Raw genomic sequence first — 21,897 nt, 5'->3', positions numbered from 1 at the left:
AGAGTCGCTGATGTTACAACCAAAGCGTACGAAATTCCGTAAAGTGCACAAAGGCCGTAACCGCGGTCTGGCTGCGGGTACGGATGTCAGCTTCGGTACTTTCGGTCTGAAAGCTGTTGGCCGTGGTCGTCTGACTGCTCGTCAGATCGAAGCAGCACGTCGTGCTATGACCCGTGCAGTTAAGCGTCAAGGTAAGATCTGGATCCGAGTATTCCCGGACAAACCGATCACCGAGAAGCCGCTGGAAGTGCGTATGGGTAAAGGTAAGGGTAACGTGGAGTATTGGGTTGCCCTGATCCAGCCTGGTAAAGTCCTGTATGAAATGGACGGCGTACCAGAAGAGCTGGCCCGTGAAGCATTCAAGCTGGCAGCAGCAAAACTGCCTATCAAAACCACCTTTGTAACTAAGACGGTGATGTAATGAAAGCAACAGAGCTGCGTGAAAAAAGCGTTGAAGAGCTGAACACTGAGCTGCTTAATCTGCTGCGTGAGCAATTTAACCTGCGCATGCAGGCAGCATCTGGCCAACTGCAGCAGACCCATCTGCTGAAGCAAGTGCGCCGTGATGTTGCACGCGTTAAGACTTTACTGACTGAGAAGGCGGGTTCGTAATGACCGATAAAATCCGTACTCTGCAGGGTCGTGTAGTAAGTGACAAAATGCAGAAATCTGCAGTTGTTGCTATCGAACGTTTCGTGAAACACCCGATCTACGGCAAATTCATCAAACGTACGACTAAGCTGCACATCCATGACGAGAACAATGAATGTGGAATTGGCGACGTGGTAGAAATCCGCGAATGCCGTCCACTGTCCAAGACTAAATCCTGGACCCTGGTTCGCGTAATTGAGAAAGCTGTTCTGTAATAAGAATGATTTTTTCTGAGAAAACCCTCTGCTTCGGCAGGGGGTTTTTTTTTGCCTGTGGAGCGGATAGCGATCCTTACATCAACGGCACATCCTCGATGAGGATCAGCTGTGCGGTGGACTGGCTGTGGCGTTTGGTCAGGGTGGTTTAACAACTGCGGGCTGGAAAAGGCGGGTTACATGTGGCTAGCGCACGAGTCGTGAAGAGAAGCCAAAACCTCGCCCGGCACCGTCGCTGCAAGCTGCGCTGCTGACGATTGGCCTGCCGCTATCAACATCTGCCCCTCAGGGGTAACCCGCCGGTGATAGCATGCAAAGAACGCCGTTATGTGTACCACTCCGTGGTGTAAACGGTGCGCTGTTCTACTGACTGATGCAACGTTATCCGCTGTGGCAGGATCCGATGCCAGACAGGTTACACATCTCAACCCAGATATCGATAGAAGAGTTGATGCTAACAGGCTGTACCACCACCAGCGATCATCGGTATCACGATCCCAACGACTACCAGCTTGATGAACGCATTGAGGCGGCAACCGTAAAGGGAATAATTTCCATGCCAGTGGCGGCAGTGTGAGTGTGGGGCAGCCGCGCGGTGGCCTGACGCCCGACAGTCTGGTGGAGGATGAGGCGACGATGTTAACCGCTACCTAACGGGGAATAGCGCGTTATCGCGACGCCTGTCATGGGATAATGCGGTGGTGGCGCCATGTTCGCCAGTTTCTGTCAGTCGTGAGTTGATAAAGCTGTCTGCACCGCTGGCCGTCAGTACGGTGTCTCGGTGCATATTCATCTGGCGGAAAATGGTAACGATATCCGTTATTGCCGAGAGAAATTCAATATGATGCCGGCACAGTACCTGGAGGTCCTCGGCTGGGTAGATCCTGACGTCTGGCATGCACACCACGTTAAGCTGGCTCCCTCAGGCATTGAGCTGTTCGCCGATAGCGGGACGAGTAGCGCGCATTGTCCCTGCGCCAGCATGCTGCCTGACTCGGGTATCGCCCCGTTGCGCCATATGTGCGACGCCGTTGCCCCCGTCGGGTTTGGCGTCGAGGACTCTGCCTCTAATGTCAGCGCAGACATGACATCAGAAGCGCGTCAGGCGATGCTGCTGCAACTGCTGGGGTTGGGTCCCGATGCGCTGACGGCGCGTCAGGTGCCTGAACTGGCAATGCTGAGAGGCGGGAAAGTGCTTAAACGTGATGATGAGGCAATAATTGCTCCCGGCATGATGGCCGAACTGGCGGTTTTTGACCTGGGCCGGGTAGGGCTGGACGGGGCAGGGCACGATCGGTTTCGCCGCAGATGTTCTCTGATTCGGGGCCGGCGGCATACAACAGCATCAACAGCTCAGGGTACGTAACGGTCAACTGAGCGGAATTGAACTGCCAGCACCGCCGCGCCAGCATAACCAACTGGCCACTAAACGGGTGAAAGGGGCCAATCGGACACTTTATTACAGAAGCGACGAAAAATAAGGCAGATTACATTTGCTACTGTTCGCACTATTCCCTAGAATACGCCCTCCCTGTCATCAGGGAAAATCAGCGGCTCGATTGAGAGCCGTTTATTTTTTCTACCCATCTGTGAGAACCGGTGTTACAATGCCGCGCCCTCAATTATGGGGCTTTCTAACGACCTGAGGTTTAGGTCCCGAAGTAGTAGTTGACATTAGCGGAGCACTAAAATGATCCAAGAACAGACTATGCTGAACGTCGCCGACAACTCCGGTGCACGTCGCGTAATGTGTATCAAGGTTCTGGGTGGCTCGCACCGTCGCTACGCAGGCGTCGGTGACATCATCAAAGTTACCATCAAGGAAGCAATTCCTCGTGGTAAAGTCAAAAAAGGTGATGTCCTGAAGGCGGTAGTGGTGCGCACCAGGAAGGGTGTTCGTCGCCCGGACGGTTCTGTCATTCGCTTCGATGGTAATGCATGCGTTATTTTAAACAATAACAGTGAGCAGCCTATCGGTACGCGTATTTTTGGGCCGGTAACTCGTGAACTTCGTACTGAAAAGTTCATGAAAATTATCTCTCTGGCACCAGAAGTACTCTAAGGAGCGAACAATGGCAGCTAAAATCCGTCGTAACGACGAAGTTATCGTGTTAACCGGTAAAGATAAAGGTAAGCGCGGTAAAGTTAAGAATGTCCTGTCTTCTGGTAAGGTCATCGTTGAAGGTATCAACCTGGTGAAGAAACATCAGAAGCCGGTTCCGGCTCTGAACCAACCAGGTGGCATCGTTGAAAAAGAAGCTGCAATTCAGGTTTCTAACGTTGCACTGTTCAATGCGGCAACTGGTAAGGCTGACCGTGTAGGCTTTAGATTCGAAGACGGCAAAAAAGTCCGTTTCTTCAAGTCTAACAGCGAAACTATCAAGTAATTTGGAGTAGTACGATGGCGAAACTGCATGATTACTACAAAGACGAAGTAGTCCAGAAACTCATGACAGAGTTTGGCTACAATTCTGTCATGCAAGTCCCTCGGGTCGAGAAGATCACCCTGAACATGGGTGTTGGTGAAGCGATCGCTGACAAGAAACTGCTGGATAACGCAGCAGCTGACCTGGCAGCAATCTCCGGTCAAAAACCGCTGGTCACCAAAGCACGCAAATCAGTTGCAGGCTTCAAAATCCGTCAGGGCTATCCGATCGGCTGTAAAGTAACTCTGCGTGGCGAACGCATGTGGGAGTTCTTTGAGCGTCTGATCACCATTGCTGTTCCACGTATCCGTGACTTCCGTGGCTTGTCCGCTAAGTCATTCGATGGTCGTGGCAACTACAGCATGGGTGTACGTGAGCAGATCATCTTCCCAGAAATCGACTACGACAAAGTCGATCGCGTTCGTGGTTTGGATATTACCATTACCACTACTGCGAAATCTGATGATGAAGGCCGTGCTCTGCTGGCTGCCTTTGACTTCCCGTTCCGTAAGTAAGGTAGGGTTACTTAATGGCTAAGCAATCTATGAAAGCACGCGAAGTTAAGCGTGTGAAATTAGCAGACAAATTCTTCGCAAAACGCGCTGAACTGAAAGCGATCATTTCTGATGTGAACGCTTCCGACGAAGATCGTTGGAATGCCGTTCTGAAGCTGCAGAGTCTGCCGCGTGATTCCAGCCCTTCACGTCAGCGTAACCGCTGCCGTCAAACAGGTCGTCCGCACGGTTTCCTGCGGAAGTTTGGGTTGAGCCGTATCAAGGTCCGCGAAGCCGCCATGCGCGGTGAAATCCCGGGCCTGAAGAAGGCTAGCTGGTAATTGTCACCAATTGAATCACGGGAGTAACACAGATGAGCATGCAAGATCCGATCGCGGATATGCTGACCCGTATCCGTAACGGTCAGGCCGCGAACAAAGTTGCGGTCACCATGCCTTCCTCCAAGCTGAAATTGGCAATTGCCAACGTTCTGAAGGAAGAAGGATATATTGAAGATTTCAAAATCGAAGGCGACACCAAGCTGGAACTGGAACTGACTCTTAAGTATTTCCAGGGCAAAGCGGTTGTGGAAAGCATTCAGCGAGTAAGCCGTCCTGGTCTGCGCATCTATAAGAAAAAAGATGAGCTGCCAAAGGTAATGGCTGGTATGGGCATCGCTGTAGTTTCTACATCTAAAGGTGTCATGACTGATCGTGCAGCGCGCCAGGCAGGTCTTGGTGGCGAAATTATCTGCTACGTAGCGTAATCGGAGGATACTATGTCTCGTGTTGCTAAAGCACCTGTCGTTGTTCCTGCCGGCGTAGAGGTAAAACTCAACGGTCAGGTAATTTCGATTAAAGGTAAAAACGGCGAGCTGACTCGTACTATCAATGATGCTGTTGAAGTTAAGCATGCTGACAACGCTCTGACTTTCGCTCCGCGCGAAGGTTTCGTTGACGGCTGGGCGCAGGCGGGTACTTCTCGCGCGCTGCTGAACGCAATGGTTATCGGTGTTACCGAAGGCTTCACTAAGAAGCTGCAGCTGGTTGGTGTAGGTTATCGTGCAGCCGTTAAAGGCGACGTGGTAAACCTGTCTCTGGGCTTTTCTCATCCAGTCGATCACCAGCTGCCCGCGGGTATCACTGCAGAGTGTCCGACTCAGACTGAAATCGTGCTGAAAGGCGCTGATAAACAGCTGATCGGCCAGGTTGCAGCTGACTTGCGCGCCTACCGTCGTCCTGAGCCTTATAAAGGCAAGGGTGTCCGTTACGCCGACGAAGTCGTGCGTACCAAAGAGGCTAAGAAGAAGTAAGGTAACACTATGGATAAGAAATCTGCTCGTATCCGTCGTGCGACCCGTGCACGTCGCAAGCTCAAAGAGCTGGGTGCTACTCGCCTGGTGGTACATCGTACCCCGCGTCATATTTACGCACAGGTAATCGCCCCGAACGGTTCCGAAGTTCTGGTCGCTGCTTCTACAGTAGAAAAAGCTATCACTGAACAACTGAAGTATACCGGTAATAAAGAAGCCGCAGCTGCAGTAGGTAAAGTTATTGCAGAACGCGCAATCGAAAAAGGCATCACTGGTGTTTCTTTCGACCGTTCCGGTTTCCAATATCATGGTCGCGTCCAGGCACTGGCAGATGCTGCCCGTGAAGCTGGCCTTCAGTTCTAAGGTAGAGGTCTAAGATGGCACACATCGAGAAACAAGCTGGCGAACTGCAGGAAAAACTGATCGCGGTAAACCGTGTATCTAAAACTGTTAAAGGTGGTCGTATTTTCTCCTTCACAGCACTGACTGTGGTAGGCGATGGTAACGGTCGCGTTGGTTTTGGTTACGGTAAAGCGCGTGAAGTTCCAGCAGCGATCCAGAAAGCGATGGAGAAAGCCCGTCGCAACATGGTTAACGTCGCGCTGACCAACGGCACCCTGCAGCACCCAGTAAAAGGTGCACACACGGGTTCCCGCGTGTTCATGCAGCCGGCTTCTGAAGGTACCGGTATTATTGCCGGTGGTGCAATGCGCGCCGTCCTGGAAGTCGCTGGAGTTCATAACGTTCTGGCAAAAGCCTATGGTTCCACCAACCCGATTAACGTGGTTCGTGCAACTATCGACGGCCTGGGCAATATGAAATCTCCGGAAATGGTCGCTGCTAAGCGTGGTAAATCCGTTGAAGAAATTCTGGGGTAATCACGATGGCTAAGACTATTAAAATCACTCAAACCCGCAGTGCTATTGGCCGTTTGCCTAAGCATAAAGCCACTCTGGTTGGCCTGGGTCTGCGTCGTATTGGCCACACCGTTGAGCGTGAAGATACGCCTGCAGTACGCGGTATGGTTAACGCGGTTTCCTATATGGTTAAAGTGGAGGAGTAAGAGATGCGTCTAAATACTCTGTCTCCGGCCGAAGGGTCTAAGCACGCGAGCAAGCGTCTGGGTCGTGGTATCGGTTCTGGTCTCGGTAAAACCGGTGGTCGTGGTCACAAAGGTCAGAACTCACGTTCTGGCGGTGGCGTACGTCGCGGTTTCGAGGGCGGTCAGATGCCTCTGTATCGTCGTCTGCCGAAATTCGGTTTCACCTCTCGCAAATCAATGATCACCACAGAGATTCGTCTGTCTGATCTGGCGAAAGTTGAAGGCGGTATCGTAGACCTGAATACGCTGAAAGCGGCCAACATTATCGGTGTCCAGATTGAATTCGTTAAAGTAATTCTTTCTGGTGAAGTTTCTGCACCGGTAACGGTTCGCGGCCTGCGTGTCACCAAAGGTGCTCGTGCTGCAATCGAAGCTGCTGGCGGTAAAATTGAGGAATAAGTAGCAGATGGCTAAACAACCGGGGTTAGATTTTCAAAGCGCCAAAGGCGGCTTTGGTGAACTGAAACGCAGACTGCTGTTTGTAATCGGTGCACTGATTGTCTTCCGTATTGGCTCTTTCATTCCGATCCCTGGTATTGATGCCACTGTACTTGCCAAACTGCTTGAACAACAGCGTGGCACCATCATTGAAATGTTTAACATGTTCTCTGGTGGTGCTCTCAGCCGTGCTTCTATTTTCGCACTGGGTATCATGCCGTATATTTCGGCATCGATTATCATCCAGTTATTAACGGTGGTTCATCCAGCGTTAGCGGAAATTAAGAAAGAAGGGGAGGCTGGCCGTCGTAAGATTAGCCAGTACACCCGATACGGTACGTTGGTATTGGCCATATTCCAGTCGATCGGTATTGCTACCGGTCTGCCGAATATGCCAGGAATGCAGGGCCTGGTGATGAATCCAGGCTTTGCTTTCTACTTTACCGCTGTTGTCAGTCTGGTCTCAGGGACAATGTTCCTGATGTGGCTGGGCGAACAGATTACTGAACGCGGTATCGGTAACGGTATTTCGATCATTATCTTCGCAGGTATTGTTGCGGGTCTCCCGCCGGCCATTGGCCATACCATCGAGCAAGCGCGGCAAGGTGACCTGCACTTCCTTCTGTTGCTGTTGGTTGCAGTACTCGTATTCGCCGTGACCTTCTTTGTTATTTTCGTTGAACGTGGTCAACGCCGCATTGTGGTGAACTATGCAAAACGTCAGCAAGGTCGTCGTGTCTACGCTGCACAGAGCACACATTTACCGTTGAAAGTGAACATGGCGGGCGTAATCCCGGCTATTTTTGCTTCCAGCATTATTCTGTTCCCGGCAACGATTGCATCGTGGTTCGGGGGCGGTACCGGTTGGAACTGGCTGACAACAATTTCGCTGTATTTGCAGCCAGGACAGCCGCTTTATGTGCTACTCTATGCGACTGCAATCATCTTCTTCTGTTTCTTCTATACGGCGTTGGTTTTCAACCCACGTGAAACAGCAGATAACCTGAAGAAGTCTGGTGCATTCGTACCGGGAATTCGTCCGGGAGAGCAAACGGCGAAGTACATCGATAAAGTTATGACGCGGTTAACCTTAATTGGTGCGCTGTACATCACTTTTATCTGCCTTATCCCGGAGTTCATGCGTGATGCGATGAAGGTTCCCTTCTACTTTGGCGGTACTTCACTGCTCATCGTAGTGGTCGTCATCATGGACTTTATGGCTCAAGTGCAAACTCTGATGATGTCAAGTCAGTACGAGTCGGCATTGAAGAAAGCTAACCTGAAGGGCTACGGCCGTTAATTCAGGTGGTTGAGAAGTTACGGAGAGTAAAAATGAAAGTTCGTGCTTCCGTCAAGAAATTATGTCGTAACTGCAAAATCATTCGTCGCGACGGTGTCGTCCGTGTGATCTGCAGCGCCGAGCCAAAGCATAAACAGCGCCAAGGCTGATTTTGTCACATATTTTTCTTGCAAAGTCGGGTTGAGCTGGCTAGATTAGCCAGCCAATCTTTTGTATGTCAGTGCGTTTCCATTTGAGTATCCTGAAAACGGGCTTTTCAGCATGGGACGTGCTTATTTAATTATAGGAGTGCATAGTGGCCCGTATAGCAGGCATTAACATTCCTGATCAAAAACATACCGTTATCGCATTAACTTCGATCTTCGGTATCGGTAAAACTCGTTCTAAAGCCATCTGCGCTTCAACGGGTATTGCTGAAAATGTTAAGATCAGTGAGCTGTCTGAAGAACAAATTGATCAGCTGCGTGATGCAGTTGCGAAATTCGTTGTAGAAGGTGATCTGCGCCGTGAAATCACCCTGAGCATCAAGCGTCTTATGGACCTTGGTTGCTACCGTGGTTTGCGCCATCGTCGTGGTCTTCCGGTTCGCGGTCAGCGTACTAAGACCAACGCACGTACCCGTAAGGGTCCGCGTAAACCGATCAAGAAATAATCGGGGTGAGTAAATAATGGCAAAGGCACCAGTTCGTGCACGTAAGCGTGTAAGAAAACAAGTCTCAGATGGCGTGGCTCATGTCCATGCTTCTTTTAACAACACCATCGTTACTATTACTGATCGTCAGGGTAACGCACTGGGTTGGGCAACCGCCGGTGGTTCCGGTTTCCGCGGTTCACGTAAATCCACTCCGTTTGCTGCTCAGGTCGCTGCAGAGCGCTGTGCAGAAGCGGTAAAAGATTACGGTATTAAGAACCTGGAAGTTATGGTTAAGGGTCCGGGTCCGGGTCGCGAATCAACAATTCGTGCACTGAACGCCGCTGGTTTCCGCATCACTAATATTACTGATGTGACTCCGATCCCTCATAACGGTTGTCGTCCGCCGAAAAAACGTCGCGTATAACGCCCGTTTTTTAGGATAGTTGGAGAAAGAAAATGGCAAGATATTTGGGTCCTAAGCTCAAGCTGAGCCGTCGTGAGGGCACTGACTTATTCCTTAAGTCTGGCGTTCGCGCGATTGATTCCAAGTGTAAGATCGAACAAGCGCCTGGTCAGCATGGTGCGCGTAAACCGCGTCTGTCTGATTACGGCGGTCAGTTACGTGAGAAGCAGAAAGTTCGTCGTATCTACGGCGTGCTCGAGCGTCAGTTCCGTAACTACTATAAAGAAGCAGCACGTCTGAAAGGCAACACCGGTGAAAACCTGTTGGCTCTGCTGGAAGGCCGTCTGGACAACGTAGTTTATCGTATGGGCTTTGGTGCCACTCGTGCGGAAGCACGTCAGCTGGTGAGCCATAAGTCTGTTCTGGTAAATGGCCGCGTTGTTAACATCGCTTCTTATCAGGTATCTCCGAATGATGTCGTTAGCATCCGTGAGAAAGCCAAAAAGCAATCTCGCGTGAAGGCCGCTCTGGAGCTGGCTGAGCAGCGTGAAAAGCCAACCTGGCTGGAAGTTGATGCGACTAAGATGGAAGGTGTGTTCAAGCGTATTCCTGAGCGTACTGATCTGTCTGCGGACATTAACGAACACCTGATCGTCGAGCTTTACTCTAAGTAAAGCTTAGTACCAAAGAGAGGACACAATGCAGGGTTCTGTGACAGAGTTTCTAAAACCGCGCCTGGTAGATATCGAGCAAGTGAGTTCGACGCACGCCAAGGTGACCCTTGAGCCTTTAGAGCGTGGCTTTGGCCATACTCTTGGTAACGCACTGCGCCGTATTCTGCTTTCTTCCATGCCGGGTTGCGCGGTGACCGAGGTTGAAATTGATGGTGTACTACATGAGTACAGCACCAAAGAGGGCGTACAGGAAGATATCCTGGAAATCCTGCTCAACCTGAAAGGGCTGGCGGTAAGAGTTCAGGGTAAAGATGAAGTCATTCTGACCCTGAATAAATCTGGCATTGGCCCTGTGACTGCAGCCGACATTACCCATGATGGTGATGTCGAAATCGTCAAGCCTCAGCACGTGATCTGCCATCTGACCGATGAGAACGCCGCTATCAGCATGCGTATCAAAGTTCAGCGTGGTCGTGGTTATGTGCCGGCTTCTGCCCGAATTCATTCGGAAGAAGATGAGCGCCCAATCGGCCGCCTGTTGGTTGACGCTTGCTACAGCCCTGTAGACCGTATTGCCTACAATGTTGAAGCAGCGCGCGTCGAACAGCGCACCGACCTGGATAAGCTGGTCATCGAAATGGAAACCAACGGTACAATCGATCCTGAAGAGGCGATTCGTCGTGCGGCAACCATTCTGGCAGAACAACTTGAAGCTTTCGTTGACTTACGTGATGTACGTCAGCCGGAAGTTAAAGAAGAGAAACCAGAATTCGATCCGATCCTGCTGCGCCCTGTTGACGATCTGGAATTGACTGTCCGCTCTGCTAACTGCCTTAAGGCAGAAGCTATCCACTACATCGGTGATCTGGTACAGCGTACCGAGGTTGAGCTGCTTAAAACGCCTAACCTGGGTAAAAAATCTCTTACTGAGATTAAAGATGTGCTCGCCTCACGTGGACTTTCTCTGGGCATGCGCCTTGAGAACTGGCCGCCGGCAAGCATTGCTGATGAATAACCCGATCACAGGTTAAGGTTTCACTGAGAAGGATAAGGTCATGCGCCATCGTAAGAGTGGTCGTCAACTGAACCGCAACAGCAGCCATCGTCAGGCTATGTTCCGTAACATGGCTGGCTCTCTGGTTCGTCATGAGATCATCAAGACGACTCTGCCGAAAGCCAAAGAGTTGCGCCGCGTAGTTGAGCCGCTGATTACTCTTGCCAAGACCGACAACGTAGCTAATCGTCGTCTGGCATTCGCCCGCACTCGTGATAACGAGATCGTGGCAAAACTGTTTAATGAGCTTGGCCCGCGTTTCGCGAGCCGTGCCGGTGGTTACACTCGCATTCTGAAGTGTGGCTTCCGCGCTGGTGACAACGCTCCGATGGCATACATCGAGCTGGTTGATCGTCCAGAAGCTCAAGCAGAAGCAGCTGCAGAGTAATCTGTAGTAAAGTAAAAAACCCGCTTCGGCGGGTTTTTTATTGCCCAAAATTTACTACCTTTAGGGCTGAGTAATTCGCTGAGCTGAGGAGTTTACGATGTGGCTGGTTGATCAACTTGCAGAACAACACATTAAAGCCGCGCTGGAAAAGGGCGAGCTGAGTCAACTGCCTGGTGAAGGCAAGCCGCTTCAGCTTGATGATGACAGTCATGTACCACCTGAACTTCGCGCCGGCTATCGGCTGCTAAAGAACGCCGGTTTCCTGCCGCCCGAACTCGAACTGCGTCGTGAAGCGATCGAAGTTAACGATCTGCTACGTCAGCTCGATCCCGCCGATCCGCGTTATCAGGATCAGTGTCGCCGCTTTAACGTTCTTGAGCTCAGGCTTCAGCAAGCCGGCATGCGCACCGATTTTCTGCATGGCGACTATGCCGCCGCTCTTCAGCAACGTTTCAATCAGGAGAAGTAGATGTTCAGGATTGGTCAGTTGGCAAAACTCGCCGACGTCACGCCAGATACCATCCGTTTCTATGAGAAACAGCAGATGATGGATCATGACGGACGTACCGAAGGGGGTTTTCGTTTATACAGTGAAAGCGATCTGCAACGCCTGAAGTTTATCCGCTACGGTCGTAAACTCGGTTTCAGTCTTGAAGCTATCCGGGAGTTGCTTTCAATCCGCGTCGATCCGGCACATCACACCTGCCAGGAGTCGAAGTCGATTGTTGAAAAACGCCTCAATGAGGTCGCGCAGATGATTGCTGAGCTGGAAACCATGCAGCGATCGCTCCAGCATCTGTCGGATGCCTGCTGTGGTGACAGTCACAGTAGCGTTTCGTGCTCAATTCTTGAAGCCCTCGAACGAGGTGAGAGTCTGAGCAGTTAGAGATATTGTTTTTTTCAGCCAAAGGAATAAAGTATCTCGCGATTCCAACAGGAGGAACCATGAGCAAATATCAGCATACCAAAGGGCAGATTCGCGACAATGCGATTGAAGCACTGTTACATGACCCACTATTCCGGCAGCGCATTGAACAGAAGCAAAAAGGGAAGGGGAGTTTTAAGCGCAAAGATAAACATGTTAAGGGGCAGAACTGGGAGGCCAGTGATAAGACAGCATCTTATCACTGGCCTTCTGCTTTCAGAGCGAAAAAAAACCGCCCGGCAGGCGGCTTATTTTTTAAACCCGGGTATTTTGCTGCTTCAGCAAATCACGAATTTCTGTCAGCAGGACTTCTTCATTAGAGGGCTTGGCAGCCGGCTTCTCGACTTCTTTTTTAGTATAGAGACGGTTCATCAGTTTGATCGCCATGAAAATGGCAAAAGCGATGATTACGAAGTCGAAGATGGTCTGCAGAAACACACCGTACTGCATCACAACGGCAGGCGTGTCACCGACCGCAGGCTTAAGCACCCAGCTAAACGATTTGAAGTCGACACCACCAATCAGCAGACCCAACGGCGGCATAATAATGTTGGCGACTAATGATGACACGATCTTGCCAAACGCGGCGCCGATGATCACACCCACCGCCAGATCCACCACGTTACCGCGCATTGCGAAATCACGAAACTCTTTGAATAAACTCATACTTATCTCCTTGCCCTGGCCAATGCCCTAAAGTCTAACAAACCCTGCTGTTTTTGCCATCATCCCATGGAATTATGCGGCAGTTTCCCGCTGGGTTAATTCATCAATAATTACGCTGCCGTTACAGGAAAAACGGACTCGGCTGGAACAGACGCTCCACATCTGAAACAAACTTCTTGTCGGTCAGGAACATGATGACATGATCGCCTTGCTCAATGCGCAGGTTGTCGTTGGCAATCATCACATCATCGCCGCGTACTACGGCACCAATGATGGTGCCAGGCGGCAATTTGATGTCATCAATTGAGCGGCCGACCACGCGTGAGGTGGTTTCGTCACCGTGTGCAATCGCCTCGATCGCTTCGGCGATGCCCCGTCGTAGTGAAGAGACGCCAACGATATCAGCTTTACGCACGTGGCCCAGCAAGGCTGAAATAGTGGCCTGCTGTGGCGAAATCGCAATATCGATCACGCTGCCCTGCACCAGGTCGACATAGGCGCGGCGCTGAATCAGCACCATCACTTTTTTGGCCCCCATCTTTTTCGCCAGCATGGCGGACATGATGTTGGCCTCATCGTCATTAGTGACGGCAATGAACAGATCAACCTGCTCAACATGTTCTTCAGCCAGCAGCTCCTGATCTGACGCATCACCATAAAAGACGATGGTGTCCTGCAGATGCTCCGCCAGTTCTGCGGCGCGCTGTGGATTACGTTCAATCAGCTTAACGCTGTAATTTTTCTCCAGCCGCTGCGCCAGACCAAAACCAATATTGCCGCCGCCCACCAGCATGATGCGTTTGTACGGCTTCTCCAGTCGCTGCATTTCACTCATCACCGCTCGAATATTCTGGCTGGCGGCGATGAAAAACACTTCGTCGCCCGCTTCAACAATGGTGGAGCCTTGCGGACGAATAGGCCGATCCTGACGAAAAATGGCGGCTACGCGCGTATCAATGTGCGGCATGTGCTCACGCATAATTGAGAGCGGATTACCAACCAGCGGCCCGCCATAATAGGCTTTGACCACCGCCAGGCTGACTTTGCCTTCAGCAAAATTCACGACCTGTAACGCACCGGGATACTGGATCAGACGGTAAATATTATCGATCACTAACTGTTCGGGTGAAATCAAATGATCAATAGGGACCGCCTCAGGAATAAACAGTTTATCCGCATCGCGCAGATAGTCTGCGGCGCGGATCCGGGCGATACGGTTAGGCGTATTGAAAAGTGAGTAGGCGATCTGGCAAGCGATCATGTTGGTTTCATCGGAATTGGTCACGGCGACCAGCATGTCGGCATCTTCCGCGCCCGCCTCACGCAATATCCGCGGATGCGAACCATGACCCTGCACCACGCGCAGGTCGAACTTATCCTGCAGATGGCGTAAGCGCGATGCGTCGGTATCGACCACGGTGATATCGTTGTTTTCACCGACCAGGTTTTCTGCCAGCGTCCCGCCGACCTGTCCTGCACCCAGAATGATTATTTTCATCGCTCATCAACGCTCATATCAATTAGCATCCGGTTTTTTTAACAGCTTAGCGTAGAAGAAACCATCTCCGCCTTCAGCCTCAGGAAAGACCTGCCAGCCACTGGCCGGCGCATCCTGCAGCGGTTGTGCTTCAGCATCGGACTGACGCTGCAAAAAGGCTTCAATTTGCTGATGATTCTCTTCCGGCAGGATCGAACAGGTGGCGTATAGCAGGGTGCCGCCAGGTTTGAGAAGTGGCCAGACCGCATCCAGAATTTCGCTTTGCAGCTTCGCCAGTTCAGCGATGTCGCGATCGCGACGCAGCCACTTAATATCCGGGTGACGACGAATGACGCCGGTTGCCGAGCAGGGCGCATCCAGCAGAATACGATCAAACTGGCGTTCGCCGCACCACTGTTGTGGGGTGCGGCCATCGCCCTGCTTCACTTCAGCTTTCATACCCAGACGCTGAAGATTTTCTTCCACGCGTTTAAGGCGCTGCGCATCCACATCGACTGCCAGTACCTGAGCCTTGGGAGCCACTTCCAGAATGTGGGTTGTTTTGCCGCCAGGCGCAGCGCACAGATCAAGAATCTGCTCGCCATCCTGCGGCTCCAGCAGTAACGCGCAACGCTGGGCTGATAAATCCTGAACGGTCACCCAGCCCTGGTCGAAGCCGGGTAACTGGCTGACCGGCGCGGGTGATTCAAGACGCAGCGCATCCGGTGCATCTGCGGCGGGATGCGCATGTTTACCGCTGTCGGTCAGCATTGCCAGCCATCCGCCACGGTGGTGATGCTGACGGTTGACGCGCAACCACATCGGTGGACGAAGGTTGTTTGCTTCTACGATCTGCTGCCACTGTTCCGGCCAGGCATGCTGTAACCGCTTTAACAGCCAGCCCGGATGAAGATAACGTTGCGGACCATCCTGAATACTGGCAAGCAACTCTTCTCTCTGACGTTGATACTGACGCAAAACACCGTTCAGCAATCCTTTCAGGCTGGTACGTTTCAGAACCTCAGCACCGGCAACCGTTTCAGCCAGCGCCGCATGAGCAGGAACGCGGGTATATTCCAGCTGATAGAGGCCGACCATTATCAGATAGTGCAAAACACGCTGTTTACCGGTAAGCGGACGTTCCATCAGCTTACCGATTAAGGCTTCAAGCTGTGGCAGCGTACGTAACACGCCAAAGCAAATCTCCTGCACTAAGGCGCTGTCTTTGTCGGAGAGTTTTTTCTGCGCCGCCGGTAGCGCCGTATTAAGCGATTCGCCTTTATCGACAACGCGTTCAATGAGCTGAGCGCAGAGGCTACGCAGGTTGGTTGATTTATTCATAGGGTTTTGTCATCAAACAAAAAGCCCGGTGCATGACCGGGCCAGAGAGTCAGTCCAGAAGGGTTCCAGCTTCAAACCATTCCCGGCGCGAGTTGAGAAGATCCTGAGCCGACATCGGTTTTTTACCGGCGGGCTGTAACTGCAACAGATTAAGCACACCCTGAGCGGTAGCCACCTGGATGCCATGCTTATCAGCTCGGATGATTTCACCAGGCTGATGATCGCTGTGGGGCAATACGCTGGCCTGCCAGACTTTAACCGGCTGGTCATCAACCGTGAAGAAGCTCATCGGCCAGGGGTTAAATGCCCGGATACAGCGTTCGAGCTGTTCGGCCGGCAGCGTCCAGTCCAGACGTGCCTCTTCTTTACTCAGCTTCTCAGCGTAATTAGCGAGTGAATCATCCTGCTTTTCGGGCACAGCCTGCTGGCTGGCGAGTAAGCTCAGCGTATCAAGCAAGCCCTGCGGTCCGAGTTGCGCCAGCTTGTCGTACAGTGTCGCGCTGGTATCCTGAGCGGTGATCGGGCAGGTCAGTTTATGCAGCATGTCACCGGTATCTAAGCCCACATCCATCTGCATGATGGTGATACCGGTTTCGCTGTCACCAGCCCAGAGCGCACGCTGAATCGGCGCTGCGCCACGCCAGCGCGGCAGCAGGGAACCATGCACATTGATACAGCCGAGACGCGGCATATCGAGCACCGCTTTCGGTAAAATCAGCCCGTATGCCACTACAACCATCACATCGGCCTGTAAATCGGCGACCAGCTGTTGGTTCTCTTCAGGTCGCAATGACCGGGGTTGATAAATCGGAATATCATGCGCCAGCGCCAGCGTTTTAACCGGGCCGGGCGTTAACTTGTTACCGCGACCTGCGGGACGGTCGGGCTGCGTGAATACGCCAACTACCTGATGCTCAGAAGCAAGCAGCGCGTCAAGATGACGCGCTGCAAAGTCAGGTGTGCCAGCAAAGATAATTTTTAGCGGGGCAGACACGTTTATCCCTTCTTAGATGCTCAGGAAGCCTGCGCGTTCTGGCGCGCCAGCTTCTCTAACTTTGTTTTGATTCGCTGGCGTTTTAATGGCGACAGATAATCAATAAACAGTTTGCCCTCCAGATGATCGATCTCATGCTGGATGCAAATGGCCAGCAGATCGTTGGCTTCCAGTTCAAAACTGTTGCCGTCACGATCCAGCGCACGAACTTTTACCCGTTCCGCACGCGGCACAAAGGCACGCTGTTCAGGGATAGAGAGACAACCCTCTTCGATACCGGTTTCGCCGCTTTTTTCCAGCAGTTCAGGGTTGATCAATACCAAACGCTCTTCACGACTTTCAGAAACATCGATAACGATGATGCGCTGATGGATGTCCACCTGAGTAGCGGCCAGACCGATACCTTCTTCGGCGTACATGGTCTCGAACATATCATCAACGATACGCTGAACGTCTGCGTTAACTTCTTTGACGGGCGCAGCGATTTTGCGAAGGCGCTCGTCAGGGAAATGTAATACCTGCAAAACTGACATAAATATCCAGATCTGTATTCGGTTAAGAAAAGATTACTACCTCATATTGTAGACTTTTTGAGGGCTGATTGACAGCATTCTGCGGCAGGAAGCAAGCGGGATCAGGGAGCCAGAGATGGACAAAATAGCACGCTACGTACGGCTGGCAGCAGTCAGCGGAATGACCGGCAGACGCTGGGTTGAGATGGCCCATCAACTGGACGCTGCGGGTGACGATCTGATGCTGGCCGGACTGGATGACGCGCAACGCCAGCAGTACCAGGCGCTGCCCGAAAAGCAGGTAGATGAGATCCGACACTGGCTGGCAAACAGTCACCATCACCATCTGCTCACCGCTCTGGATGCCGGTTATCCTGCCCGGTTAATGGAAACCGCACGCTTTCCGCCGTTGCTGTATGTCCAGGGTGATCCTGTGGTACTGAATAATCCTCAGCTTGCCGTGGTGGGCAGTCGTAATGGGTCGCACTATGGTCGTTACTGGTGCGACTGGTTTGCCCAGCAGCTGGCGCTGAGTGGTCTTACCATTACCAGCGGCCTGGCTCGCGGTATTGACGGTGTGGCACATCAGGCGGCCCTTAACGTTGGTGGCAAAACGATGGCGGTGTTAGGCAGTGGTCTTCAGCACCTCTATCCGAAGAGTCACCTGCGGCTGGCCGGCGAGATTGTTGAGCAGGGCGGCGCGCTTATCTCAGAGTTTCCGCTGACCACCATTCCCCATCCACACAATTTTCCGCGCCGTAATCGTATCATTAGCGGTTTAAGCCTCGGCGTGCTGGTGGTTGAAGCGTCGCTGAAGAGCGGCTCACTGGTTACCGCCCGTTATGCACTGGAACAGAACCGCAATGTCTACGCACTGCCGGGCGCATTGGGCAATCCGTTGAGTGAGGGGGTTAACTGGCTGATTCAGCAGGGTGCGCTGCTGGTGGCTCATCCGAATAACATCCTGGAAGATCTGGCGAGCGCGCTGAACTGGTTGCCTGTTACACAATCAGACCAAATTTATTCTGATGTCAGTGACGTTGCTCCATTGCCATTTGCTGATGTGTTGGCTAACGTAGGTGATGATGTTACACCTGTTGACGTTGTCGCTGAACGTGCCGGCCAACCTGTGCCAGTTATCTCAGCTCAGTTGCTGGAACTGGAGTTAGCAGGATGGATCGCAGCTGTACCCGGCGGCTATGTCCGATTGAGGAGGGCATGCCATGTTCGACGTACTCATGTACTTGTTTGAGACATATATCCACAACGAAGCAGAAATGGGTGTTGATCAGGACAGATTGACAGATGACTTGACGGATGCCGGGTTTCATCGTGAAGATATTTACAGCGCGTTGAACTGGTTAGAAAGGTTGGCCGACTATCAGGAAGGGCTGGTTGCGCCAATTTTGCTGGCAAATGATCCGCTCTCTATGCGCATCTATACCGATGAAGAGAGCAACCGTTTAGATGCTGAAAGCCGTGGTTTCCTGCTTTTCCTGGAACAAATTCAGGTGCTGAGTCTGGAAACGCGCGAAATGGTCATCGAACGCGTCATGGCGCTTGAGACCCCTGAGTTTGACTTAGAGGATCTCAAATGGGTGGTGCTGATGGTGTTGTTTAACATCCCTGGATGTGAAAATGCTTATCAGCAAATGGAAGAACTGCTATTCGACGTCAATGAAGGTATGCTGCATTAAATTTCCTTTCATGCATTCATCGTTATGAGTAAAGCTGCACTCTTCACCGTGCGTAAACAGGATCCCTGCCCCGCTTGCGGGGCAGAACTGGTTATACGCTCCGGTAAACACGGCCCTTTTTTGGGCTGCGCGAACTACCCTGCATGTGACTATATCCGGCCCCTGAAGAGTCAGGCGGACGGACACGTAGTCAAAGTGCTGGAAGGTCATGCCTGTCCGGACTGCGGTGCGGATAAAGTATTGCGGCAGGGGCGCTTTGGCATGTTTATCGGCTGCAGCCACTACCCGGAATGCGGTTACACCGAAACCATCGATAAACCGGATGAAACCATGCTGGCGTGCCCGCAATGCCAGCAAGGTAAGCTGGTCCAGCGACGTTCACGCTACGGCAAAACTTTTCATTCCTGCGATCGCTATCCGGCTTGCCAGTTTGCGGTGAACCTGACGCCCGTGGCTGGCGCCTGCCCCTATTGCCAGTTTCCGCTATTAGTAGAAAAGAAGACGGCGCAGGGCGTTAAACGCTTTTGTGCCAGTAAGAGTTGTGGCAAAGCCATCGCTGAAGAGAACTGAGACATTATGGATAATCAACATCTCGCCGGCTCACTTGAGCATTGTGTAGGTCAACTAAACCGCCAGGCCGTTATCGCCTATCCGACTGAAGCGGTGTTTGGGCTGGGCTGCGATCCAGACAGCGAGTCTGCCGTTATGGCATTGCTGGCGCTGAAACAGCGTCCGGTCGAAAAAGGGCTGATCCTGATTGCTGCTGATTATTCGCAGCTCGAACCCTATATCTCCGATCGCGAACTTTCGGTGATTCAGCGTGAACGGATGTTCGCCTGCTGGCCGGGCCCGGTGACCTTTGTGGTGCCGGTTCCACCGCAGACGCCACGCTGGTTAACCGGGCAATTTGATTCTCTGGCTATTCGCGTCAGCGATCATCCCGATGTGCAGGCGCTTTGCCGCGCGTTTGGTAAACCGCTGGTTTCAACCAGTGCCAATCTTTCAGGCCAGCCTCCGTGCCGCACGGTCGAGGAGGTTAAGCGCCAGTTTGGGGATGATTTTCCGGTCTTATCGGGTAAAACCGGTGGACGGCAGAATCCCTCAGAAATCCGCGATGTCATCAGCGGCGAACTCATACGTCAGGGCTAACTCATGGATCAATTCGCCGTTTTCGGTAATCCCATCAACCACAGCAAATCACCGTTAATTCATCGGGCTTTTGCCGAACAGACGGGGATAGAGCACCGTTATGGGCGGATCTGCGCGCCACTGGAGGGATTTCCGCAGGCGCTGACTGCATTTTTTGAACAGGGAGGGCAAGGCGCGAATGTCACTCTCCCTTTCAAGCAGCAGGCGTGGGAGCTTGCCGATCAGCTCAGCGATCGTGCTGCCCGTTCGGGTGCAGTGAATACCGTGAAGAAACTCAGCGACGGTCAGATCTTTGGTGATAATACCGATGGCATTGGCTTACTGAGCGATCTTCAGCGGCTGGCGATGATCAAACCCGGTGATAATGTATTGCTGGTGGGGGCAGGCGGGGCAGCCCGCGGCGTGATCCTGCCGCTACTGTCAGCCGGGGTCACGATTACCATCGTCAACCGTACCGCTGCCCGGGCCGAAGAGCTGGCAGAGCTGTTCCGGCAAAGCGGCGCAATTGCTACATGTGGCTTTGAGCAGCTGGCAGGCAAAACCTTTGATCTGGTGATCAATGCAACGTCGAGCGGCGTAGACGGCAAAACGCCGCCTCTGCCTGTGACACTTATTCATTCTGAACTGCGCTGTTATGACATGTTCTACCAACGCGGGCTGACGCCTTTCCTGCAGTGGTGCCAGACGCAGGGTGCACGCCATCTGGCGGATGGATTAGGTATGCTGGTGGGCCAGGCGGCGCATGCCTTTCATCTATGGCATGGCGTGATGCCAGAAATTACCCCGGTGATTGCGCAGTTGAAGCAGGCCATGCAGTCATGAATCAGGCAATCCAGTTTCCCGATGATGAGCATTATGACGCAGCACAACAGGCCATCTGTTTTCCGGTGCTGGTTAACGGCATGCGGCTGACCTGTGCCATCGGCCTTGAGGCATTAAGATCCCGCTTTGGTGAGGGAGAAGCGATGGCGCTGTTTCAGCACCATCGCTGGGATTTGGAAGAGGAAGCCGAAGCGGCTATCCGTCAGGACGAGGTCGATACTCAGGGCTGGGTCTGGTTGTCTGCGCCAAGGTAATCATTTTTCCAGCTGACATAGTTGCTGGCCGAGTAGCGTAACCCTTCTTTTTCCTGCTCATTGAGCGGACGGACTTGCCTGACCGGACTGCCGAGGTATAGATAGCCGCTCTCCAGTCGTTTACCCGGCGGCACCAGACTTCCGGCACCAATCATCACCTCTTCTTCTACTATTACACCATCCAGCAGGATTGACCCCATGCCGATCAGTACACGATCGCCAATGGTGCAGCCGTGCAGCATCGCTTTATGTCCTACCGTGACTTCCTGGCCAATAATAAGCGGAAAGCCTTGCGGGTTGGACGCCGACTTATGGGTAACGTGCAGTACGCTGCCATCCTGAATATTGCTACGGGCACCAATGCGAACCTGGTTCACGTCGCCGCGAATCGCGACCAGCGGCCAGATACTGACATCATCTTCCATAATGACGTCACCGACGACGACACTACTTGGATCGACCATAACGCGCTGGCCGGTTTGCGGGAAGAGATGTTTATACGGGCGAAGGGGGGAAGTCATCATGTTCTCCTTTATGCTGAATTCATTGCAGCCTGATGCGATTTCAGGCAGCTGACAAGCCTATTCTGGCTTGGATCGCTGGCGATCTCACCAATCTGGATCATTTATAACCACTCAGAAAAAAGATCCAAAAAAAGGGTTGTGCTATGAAGCGGGATCCCTATAATGCGCCTCCATCGACACGGAACAACGGCTTACCGGCCGCCGGGTTGAGAGGCACAGGAGACTGCGCCGCCGGAGAAAAGCTTCTGAAAAAGAGGTTGACTCTGAGGGAGGAAAGCGTAATATACGCCTCCTCGCGACAGGACGCTAACGCACTGTTCGCACTGCTCTTTAACAATTTATCAGACAATCTGTGTGGGCACTCGCAGGATTGATATCAGCGTCTCCGGACGTAAAAAATATCAAGTCTCACGAGTGAACACATAATGAAATTCATTATGACGTT

Annotated in this window: 37 protein-coding genes; 31 read left to right on the top strand and 6 right to left on the bottom strand. The window is 52.3% G+C overall.

From position 1 onward, the window contains the following. Nucleotides 1–10: 10 nt before the first annotated feature. The 25 genes from rplP to AABB92_RS22910 all read left to right on the top strand — a co-directional run bounded on the left by rplP (nt 11) and on the right by AABB92_RS22910 (nt 12,336). Entirely contained in the window at nt 11–421 is a 411-nt protein-coding gene (gene rplP / locus AABB92_RS23030; RefSeq protein WP_008927134.1) for a 50S ribosomal protein L16, read from the top strand. Further along, nucleotides 421–612 (top strand): 50S ribosomal protein L29, encoded by a 192-nt coding sequence (gene rpmC / locus AABB92_RS23025; protein ID WP_003850146.1) that lies wholly within the window; start codon nt 421–423, stop codon nt 610–612. Before rplP ends, rpmC begins: the two co-directional genes overlap by 1 nt. After that, nucleotides 612–866, top strand: a complete 255-nt coding sequence (gene rpsQ / locus AABB92_RS23020; RefSeq protein WP_003850147.1) for a 30S ribosomal protein S17 — start codon at nt 612–614, stop codon at nt 864–866. Before rpmC ends, rpsQ begins: the two co-directional genes overlap by 1 nt. Nucleotides 867–1,269: 403 nt before the next feature. Continuing rightward, a complete protein-coding gene (locus AABB92_RS23015) occupies nt 1,270–1,443 on the top strand; it encodes a hypothetical protein (protein ID WP_227021932.1) in 174 nt (57 codons plus the stop codon). A 204-nt stretch (nt 1,444–1,647) separates the two neighbouring features. After that, nucleotides 1,648–2,232 (top strand): amidohydrolase family protein, encoded by a 585-nt coding sequence (locus AABB92_RS23010; RefSeq protein WP_072051055.1) that lies wholly within the window; start codon nt 1,648–1,650, stop codon nt 2,230–2,232. Between the two features lie 324 nt (nt 2,233–2,556). Then, on the top strand, nt 2,557–2,928 hold the full coding sequence (rplN, locus tag AABB92_RS23005; RefSeq protein ID WP_006120590.1) for a 50S ribosomal protein L14: 372 nt from the start codon (nt 2,557–2,559) through the stop codon (nt 2,926–2,928). A 10-nt stretch (nt 2,929–2,938) separates the two neighbouring features. Next, the gene (rplX, locus tag AABB92_RS23000; RefSeq protein ID WP_003850150.1) at nt 2,939–3,253 is read left to right on the top strand and encodes a 50S ribosomal protein L24; all 315 of its coding nucleotides are present in this window, start codon (nt 2,939–2,941) and stop codon (nt 3,251–3,253) included. Nucleotides 3,254–3,267: 14 nt separating this feature from the next. Continuing rightward, on the top strand, nt 3,268–3,807 hold the full coding sequence (rplE, locus tag AABB92_RS22995) for a 50S ribosomal protein L5 (RefSeq protein ID WP_031376676.1): 540 nt from the start codon (nt 3,268–3,270) through the stop codon (nt 3,805–3,807). A gap of 14 nt (nt 3,808–3,821) precedes the next feature. Then, nucleotides 3,822–4,127 (top strand): 30S ribosomal protein S14, encoded by a 306-nt coding sequence (gene rpsN, locus AABB92_RS22990; RefSeq protein WP_010618564.1) that lies wholly within the window; start codon nt 3,822–3,824, stop codon nt 4,125–4,127. 32 nt (nt 4,128–4,159) lie between these two features. Then, on the top strand, nt 4,160–4,552 hold the full coding sequence (gene rpsH / locus AABB92_RS22985; RefSeq protein WP_031376675.1) for a 30S ribosomal protein S8: 393 nt from the start codon (nt 4,160–4,162) through the stop codon (nt 4,550–4,552). 12 nt (nt 4,553–4,564) lie between these two features. Beyond that, nucleotides 4,565–5,098, top strand: coding sequence for a 50S ribosomal protein L6 (gene rplF / locus AABB92_RS22980; protein WP_003850161.1), 534 nt, complete (start codon nt 4,565–4,567; stop codon nt 5,096–5,098). 9 nt (nt 5,099–5,107) lie between these two features. Beyond that, nucleotides 5,108–5,461 carry a 50S ribosomal protein L18 gene (gene rplR, locus AABB92_RS22975; RefSeq protein WP_031376674.1) on the top strand — a complete coding sequence of 118 codons (354 nt, stop codon included), beginning with the start codon at nt 5,108–5,110 and terminating at the stop codon, nt 5,459–5,461. Between the two features lie 14 nt (nt 5,462–5,475). Continuing rightward, on the top strand, nt 5,476–5,976 hold the full coding sequence (gene rpsE, locus AABB92_RS22970; RefSeq protein WP_003850164.1) for a 30S ribosomal protein S5: 501 nt from the start codon (nt 5,476–5,478) through the stop codon (nt 5,974–5,976). 5 nt (nt 5,977–5,981) lie between these two features. Beyond that, nucleotides 5,982–6,161, top strand: a complete 180-nt coding sequence (gene rpmD / locus AABB92_RS22965) for a 50S ribosomal protein L30 (RefSeq protein ID WP_031376672.1) — start codon at nt 5,982–5,984, stop codon at nt 6,159–6,161. Nucleotides 6,162–6,164: 3 nt separating this feature from the next. Further along, entirely contained in the window at nt 6,165–6,599 is a 435-nt protein-coding gene (rplO, locus tag AABB92_RS22960; protein ID WP_031376671.1) for a 50S ribosomal protein L15, read from the top strand. A gap of 7 nt (nt 6,600–6,606) precedes the next feature. Further along, nucleotides 6,607–7,938 (top strand): preprotein translocase subunit SecY, encoded by a 1,332-nt coding sequence (gene secY / locus AABB92_RS22955; protein WP_003850175.1) that lies wholly within the window; start codon nt 6,607–6,609, stop codon nt 7,936–7,938. Nucleotides 7,939–7,970: 32 nt separating this feature from the next. Beyond that, entirely contained in the window at nt 7,971–8,087 is a 117-nt protein-coding gene (rpmJ, locus tag AABB92_RS22950) for a 50S ribosomal protein L36 (RefSeq protein ID WP_004160566.1), read from the top strand. A 146-nt stretch (nt 8,088–8,233) separates the two neighbouring features. Beyond that, nucleotides 8,234–8,590 carry a 30S ribosomal protein S13 gene (gene rpsM / locus AABB92_RS22945; RefSeq protein WP_003850176.1) on the top strand — a complete coding sequence of 119 codons (357 nt, stop codon included), beginning with the start codon at nt 8,234–8,236 and terminating at the stop codon, nt 8,588–8,590. A gap of 16 nt (nt 8,591–8,606) precedes the next feature. Then, nucleotides 8,607–8,996 carry a 30S ribosomal protein S11 gene (gene rpsK, locus AABB92_RS22940; RefSeq protein ID WP_004160563.1) on the top strand — a complete coding sequence of 130 codons (390 nt, stop codon included), beginning with the start codon at nt 8,607–8,609 and terminating at the stop codon, nt 8,994–8,996. Between the two features lie 32 nt (nt 8,997–9,028). After that, on the top strand, nt 9,029–9,649 hold the full coding sequence (rpsD, locus tag AABB92_RS22935; RefSeq protein ID WP_008927131.1) for a 30S ribosomal protein S4: 621 nt from the start codon (nt 9,029–9,031) through the stop codon (nt 9,647–9,649). A gap of 25 nt (nt 9,650–9,674) precedes the next feature. Then, on the top strand, nt 9,675–10,664 hold the full coding sequence (locus AABB92_RS22930) for a DNA-directed RNA polymerase subunit alpha (protein WP_003850179.1): 990 nt from the start codon (nt 9,675–9,677) through the stop codon (nt 10,662–10,664). A 40-nt stretch (nt 10,665–10,704) separates the two neighbouring features. After that, entirely contained in the window at nt 10,705–11,091 is a 387-nt protein-coding gene (rplQ, locus tag AABB92_RS22925) for a 50S ribosomal protein L17 (RefSeq protein WP_009087575.1), read from the top strand. Between the two features lie 97 nt (nt 11,092–11,188). Beyond that, nucleotides 11,189–11,560, top strand: a complete 372-nt coding sequence (locus AABB92_RS22920) for a DnaJ family domain-containing protein (protein ID WP_031376669.1) — start codon at nt 11,189–11,191, stop codon at nt 11,558–11,560. Continuing rightward, on the top strand, nt 11,561–11,977 hold the full coding sequence (zntR, locus tag AABB92_RS22915) for a Zn(2+)-responsive transcriptional regulator (protein ID WP_031376668.1): 417 nt from the start codon (nt 11,561–11,563) through the stop codon (nt 11,975–11,977). It begins immediately after the preceding gene. Between the two features lie 59 nt (nt 11,978–12,036). Next, nucleotides 12,037–12,336 carry an alternative ribosome-rescue factor A gene (locus tag AABB92_RS22910; protein ID WP_072051056.1) on the top strand — a complete coding sequence of 100 codons (300 nt, stop codon included), beginning with the start codon at nt 12,037–12,039 and terminating at the stop codon, nt 12,334–12,336. Here the strand turns inward: AABB92_RS22910 and mscL are convergent. The 5 genes from mscL to def form a co-directional block, all read right to left on the bottom strand. Next, on the bottom strand, nt 12,272–12,682 hold the full coding sequence (gene mscL, locus AABB92_RS22905) for a large-conductance mechanosensitive channel protein MscL (RefSeq protein WP_031376667.1): 411 nt from the start codon (nt 12,680–12,682) through the stop codon (nt 12,272–12,274). The genes AABB92_RS22910 and mscL overlap by 65 nt on opposite strands. 121 nt (nt 12,683–12,803) lie before the next feature. Beyond that, on the bottom strand, nt 12,804–14,180 hold the full coding sequence (gene trkA / locus AABB92_RS22900; RefSeq protein WP_031376666.1) for a Trk system potassium transporter TrkA: 1,377 nt from the start codon (nt 14,178–14,180) through the stop codon (nt 12,804–12,806). A gap of 18 nt (nt 14,181–14,198) precedes the next feature. Further along, on the bottom strand, nt 14,199–15,500 hold the full coding sequence (gene rsmB, locus AABB92_RS22895; protein ID WP_031376665.1) for a 16S rRNA (cytosine(967)-C(5))-methyltransferase RsmB: 1,302 nt from the start codon (nt 15,498–15,500) through the stop codon (nt 14,199–14,201). A 49-nt stretch (nt 15,501–15,549) separates the two neighbouring features. Next, entirely contained in the window at nt 15,550–16,494 is a 945-nt protein-coding gene (fmt, locus tag AABB92_RS22890) for a methionyl-tRNA formyltransferase (RefSeq protein ID WP_046289653.1), read from the bottom strand. Nucleotides 16,495–16,514: 20 nt separating this feature from the next. Further along, entirely contained in the window at nt 16,515–17,027 is a 513-nt protein-coding gene (gene def / locus AABB92_RS22885) for a peptide deformylase (protein ID WP_031376664.1), read from the bottom strand. A gap of 115 nt (nt 17,028–17,142) precedes the next feature. Here def and dprA point away from each other — a divergent pair, with 115 nt between their 5' ends. Genes dprA through AABB92_RS22855 form a run of 6 tightly spaced genes read left to right on the top strand, consistent with a single transcriptional unit; the run spans nt 17,143 to nt 20,928 of the window. Then, complete coding sequence (gene dprA, locus AABB92_RS22880) at nt 17,143–18,258, top strand: DNA-protecting protein DprA (RefSeq protein ID WP_031376663.1); 1,116 nt, start codon at nt 17,143–17,145, stop codon at nt 18,256–18,258. After that, complete coding sequence (gene smg / locus AABB92_RS22875; protein WP_046289654.1) at nt 18,230–18,703, top strand: DUF494 family protein Smg; 474 nt, start codon at nt 18,230–18,232, stop codon at nt 18,701–18,703. The genes dprA and smg overlap by 29 nt, the downstream gene beginning before the upstream one ends. Before the next feature lie 24 nt (nt 18,704–18,727). Then, complete coding sequence (locus AABB92_RS22870) at nt 18,728–19,273, top strand: DNA topoisomerase family protein (RefSeq protein WP_031377655.1); 546 nt, start codon at nt 18,728–18,730, stop codon at nt 19,271–19,273. Nucleotides 19,274–19,279: 6 nt separating this feature from the next. Further along, entirely contained in the window at nt 19,280–19,852 is a 573-nt protein-coding gene (gene tsaC, locus AABB92_RS22865; protein WP_046289655.1) for an L-threonylcarbamoyladenylate synthase type 1 TsaC, read from the top strand. Nucleotides 19,853–19,855: 3 nt separating this feature from the next. Next, the gene (gene aroE / locus AABB92_RS22860; RefSeq protein WP_031377656.1) at nt 19,856–20,674 is read left to right on the top strand and encodes a shikimate dehydrogenase; all 819 of its coding nucleotides are present in this window, start codon (nt 19,856–19,858) and stop codon (nt 20,672–20,674) included. Beyond that, nucleotides 20,671–20,928: a DUF1488 family protein gene (locus AABB92_RS22855; RefSeq protein WP_031377657.1), complete on the top strand. Its 258-nt coding sequence runs from the start codon at nt 20,671–20,673 to the stop codon at nt 20,926–20,928. The genes aroE and AABB92_RS22855 overlap by 4 nt, the downstream gene beginning before the upstream one ends. Here the strand turns inward: AABB92_RS22855 and AABB92_RS22850 are convergent. Next, nucleotides 20,895–21,449, bottom strand: coding sequence for a gamma carbonic anhydrase family protein (locus tag AABB92_RS22850; RefSeq protein ID WP_031377658.1), 555 nt, complete (start codon nt 21,447–21,449; stop codon nt 20,895–20,897). The two genes, AABB92_RS22855 and AABB92_RS22850, sit on opposite strands and share 34 nt — an antisense overlap. Nucleotides 21,450–21,897 lie beyond the last annotated feature (448 nt).

Origin of the sequence: Pantoea brenneri, from assembly GCF_038594305.1 — a bacterium.
In the GTDB taxonomy this organism is placed as follows: domain Bacteria; phylum Pseudomonadota; class Gammaproteobacteria; order Enterobacterales; family Enterobacteriaceae; genus Pantoea; species Pantoea brenneri.
Note: the sequence above shows the minus strand (reverse complement) of the source record. Positions and strands in the feature narration are given on the sequence as shown.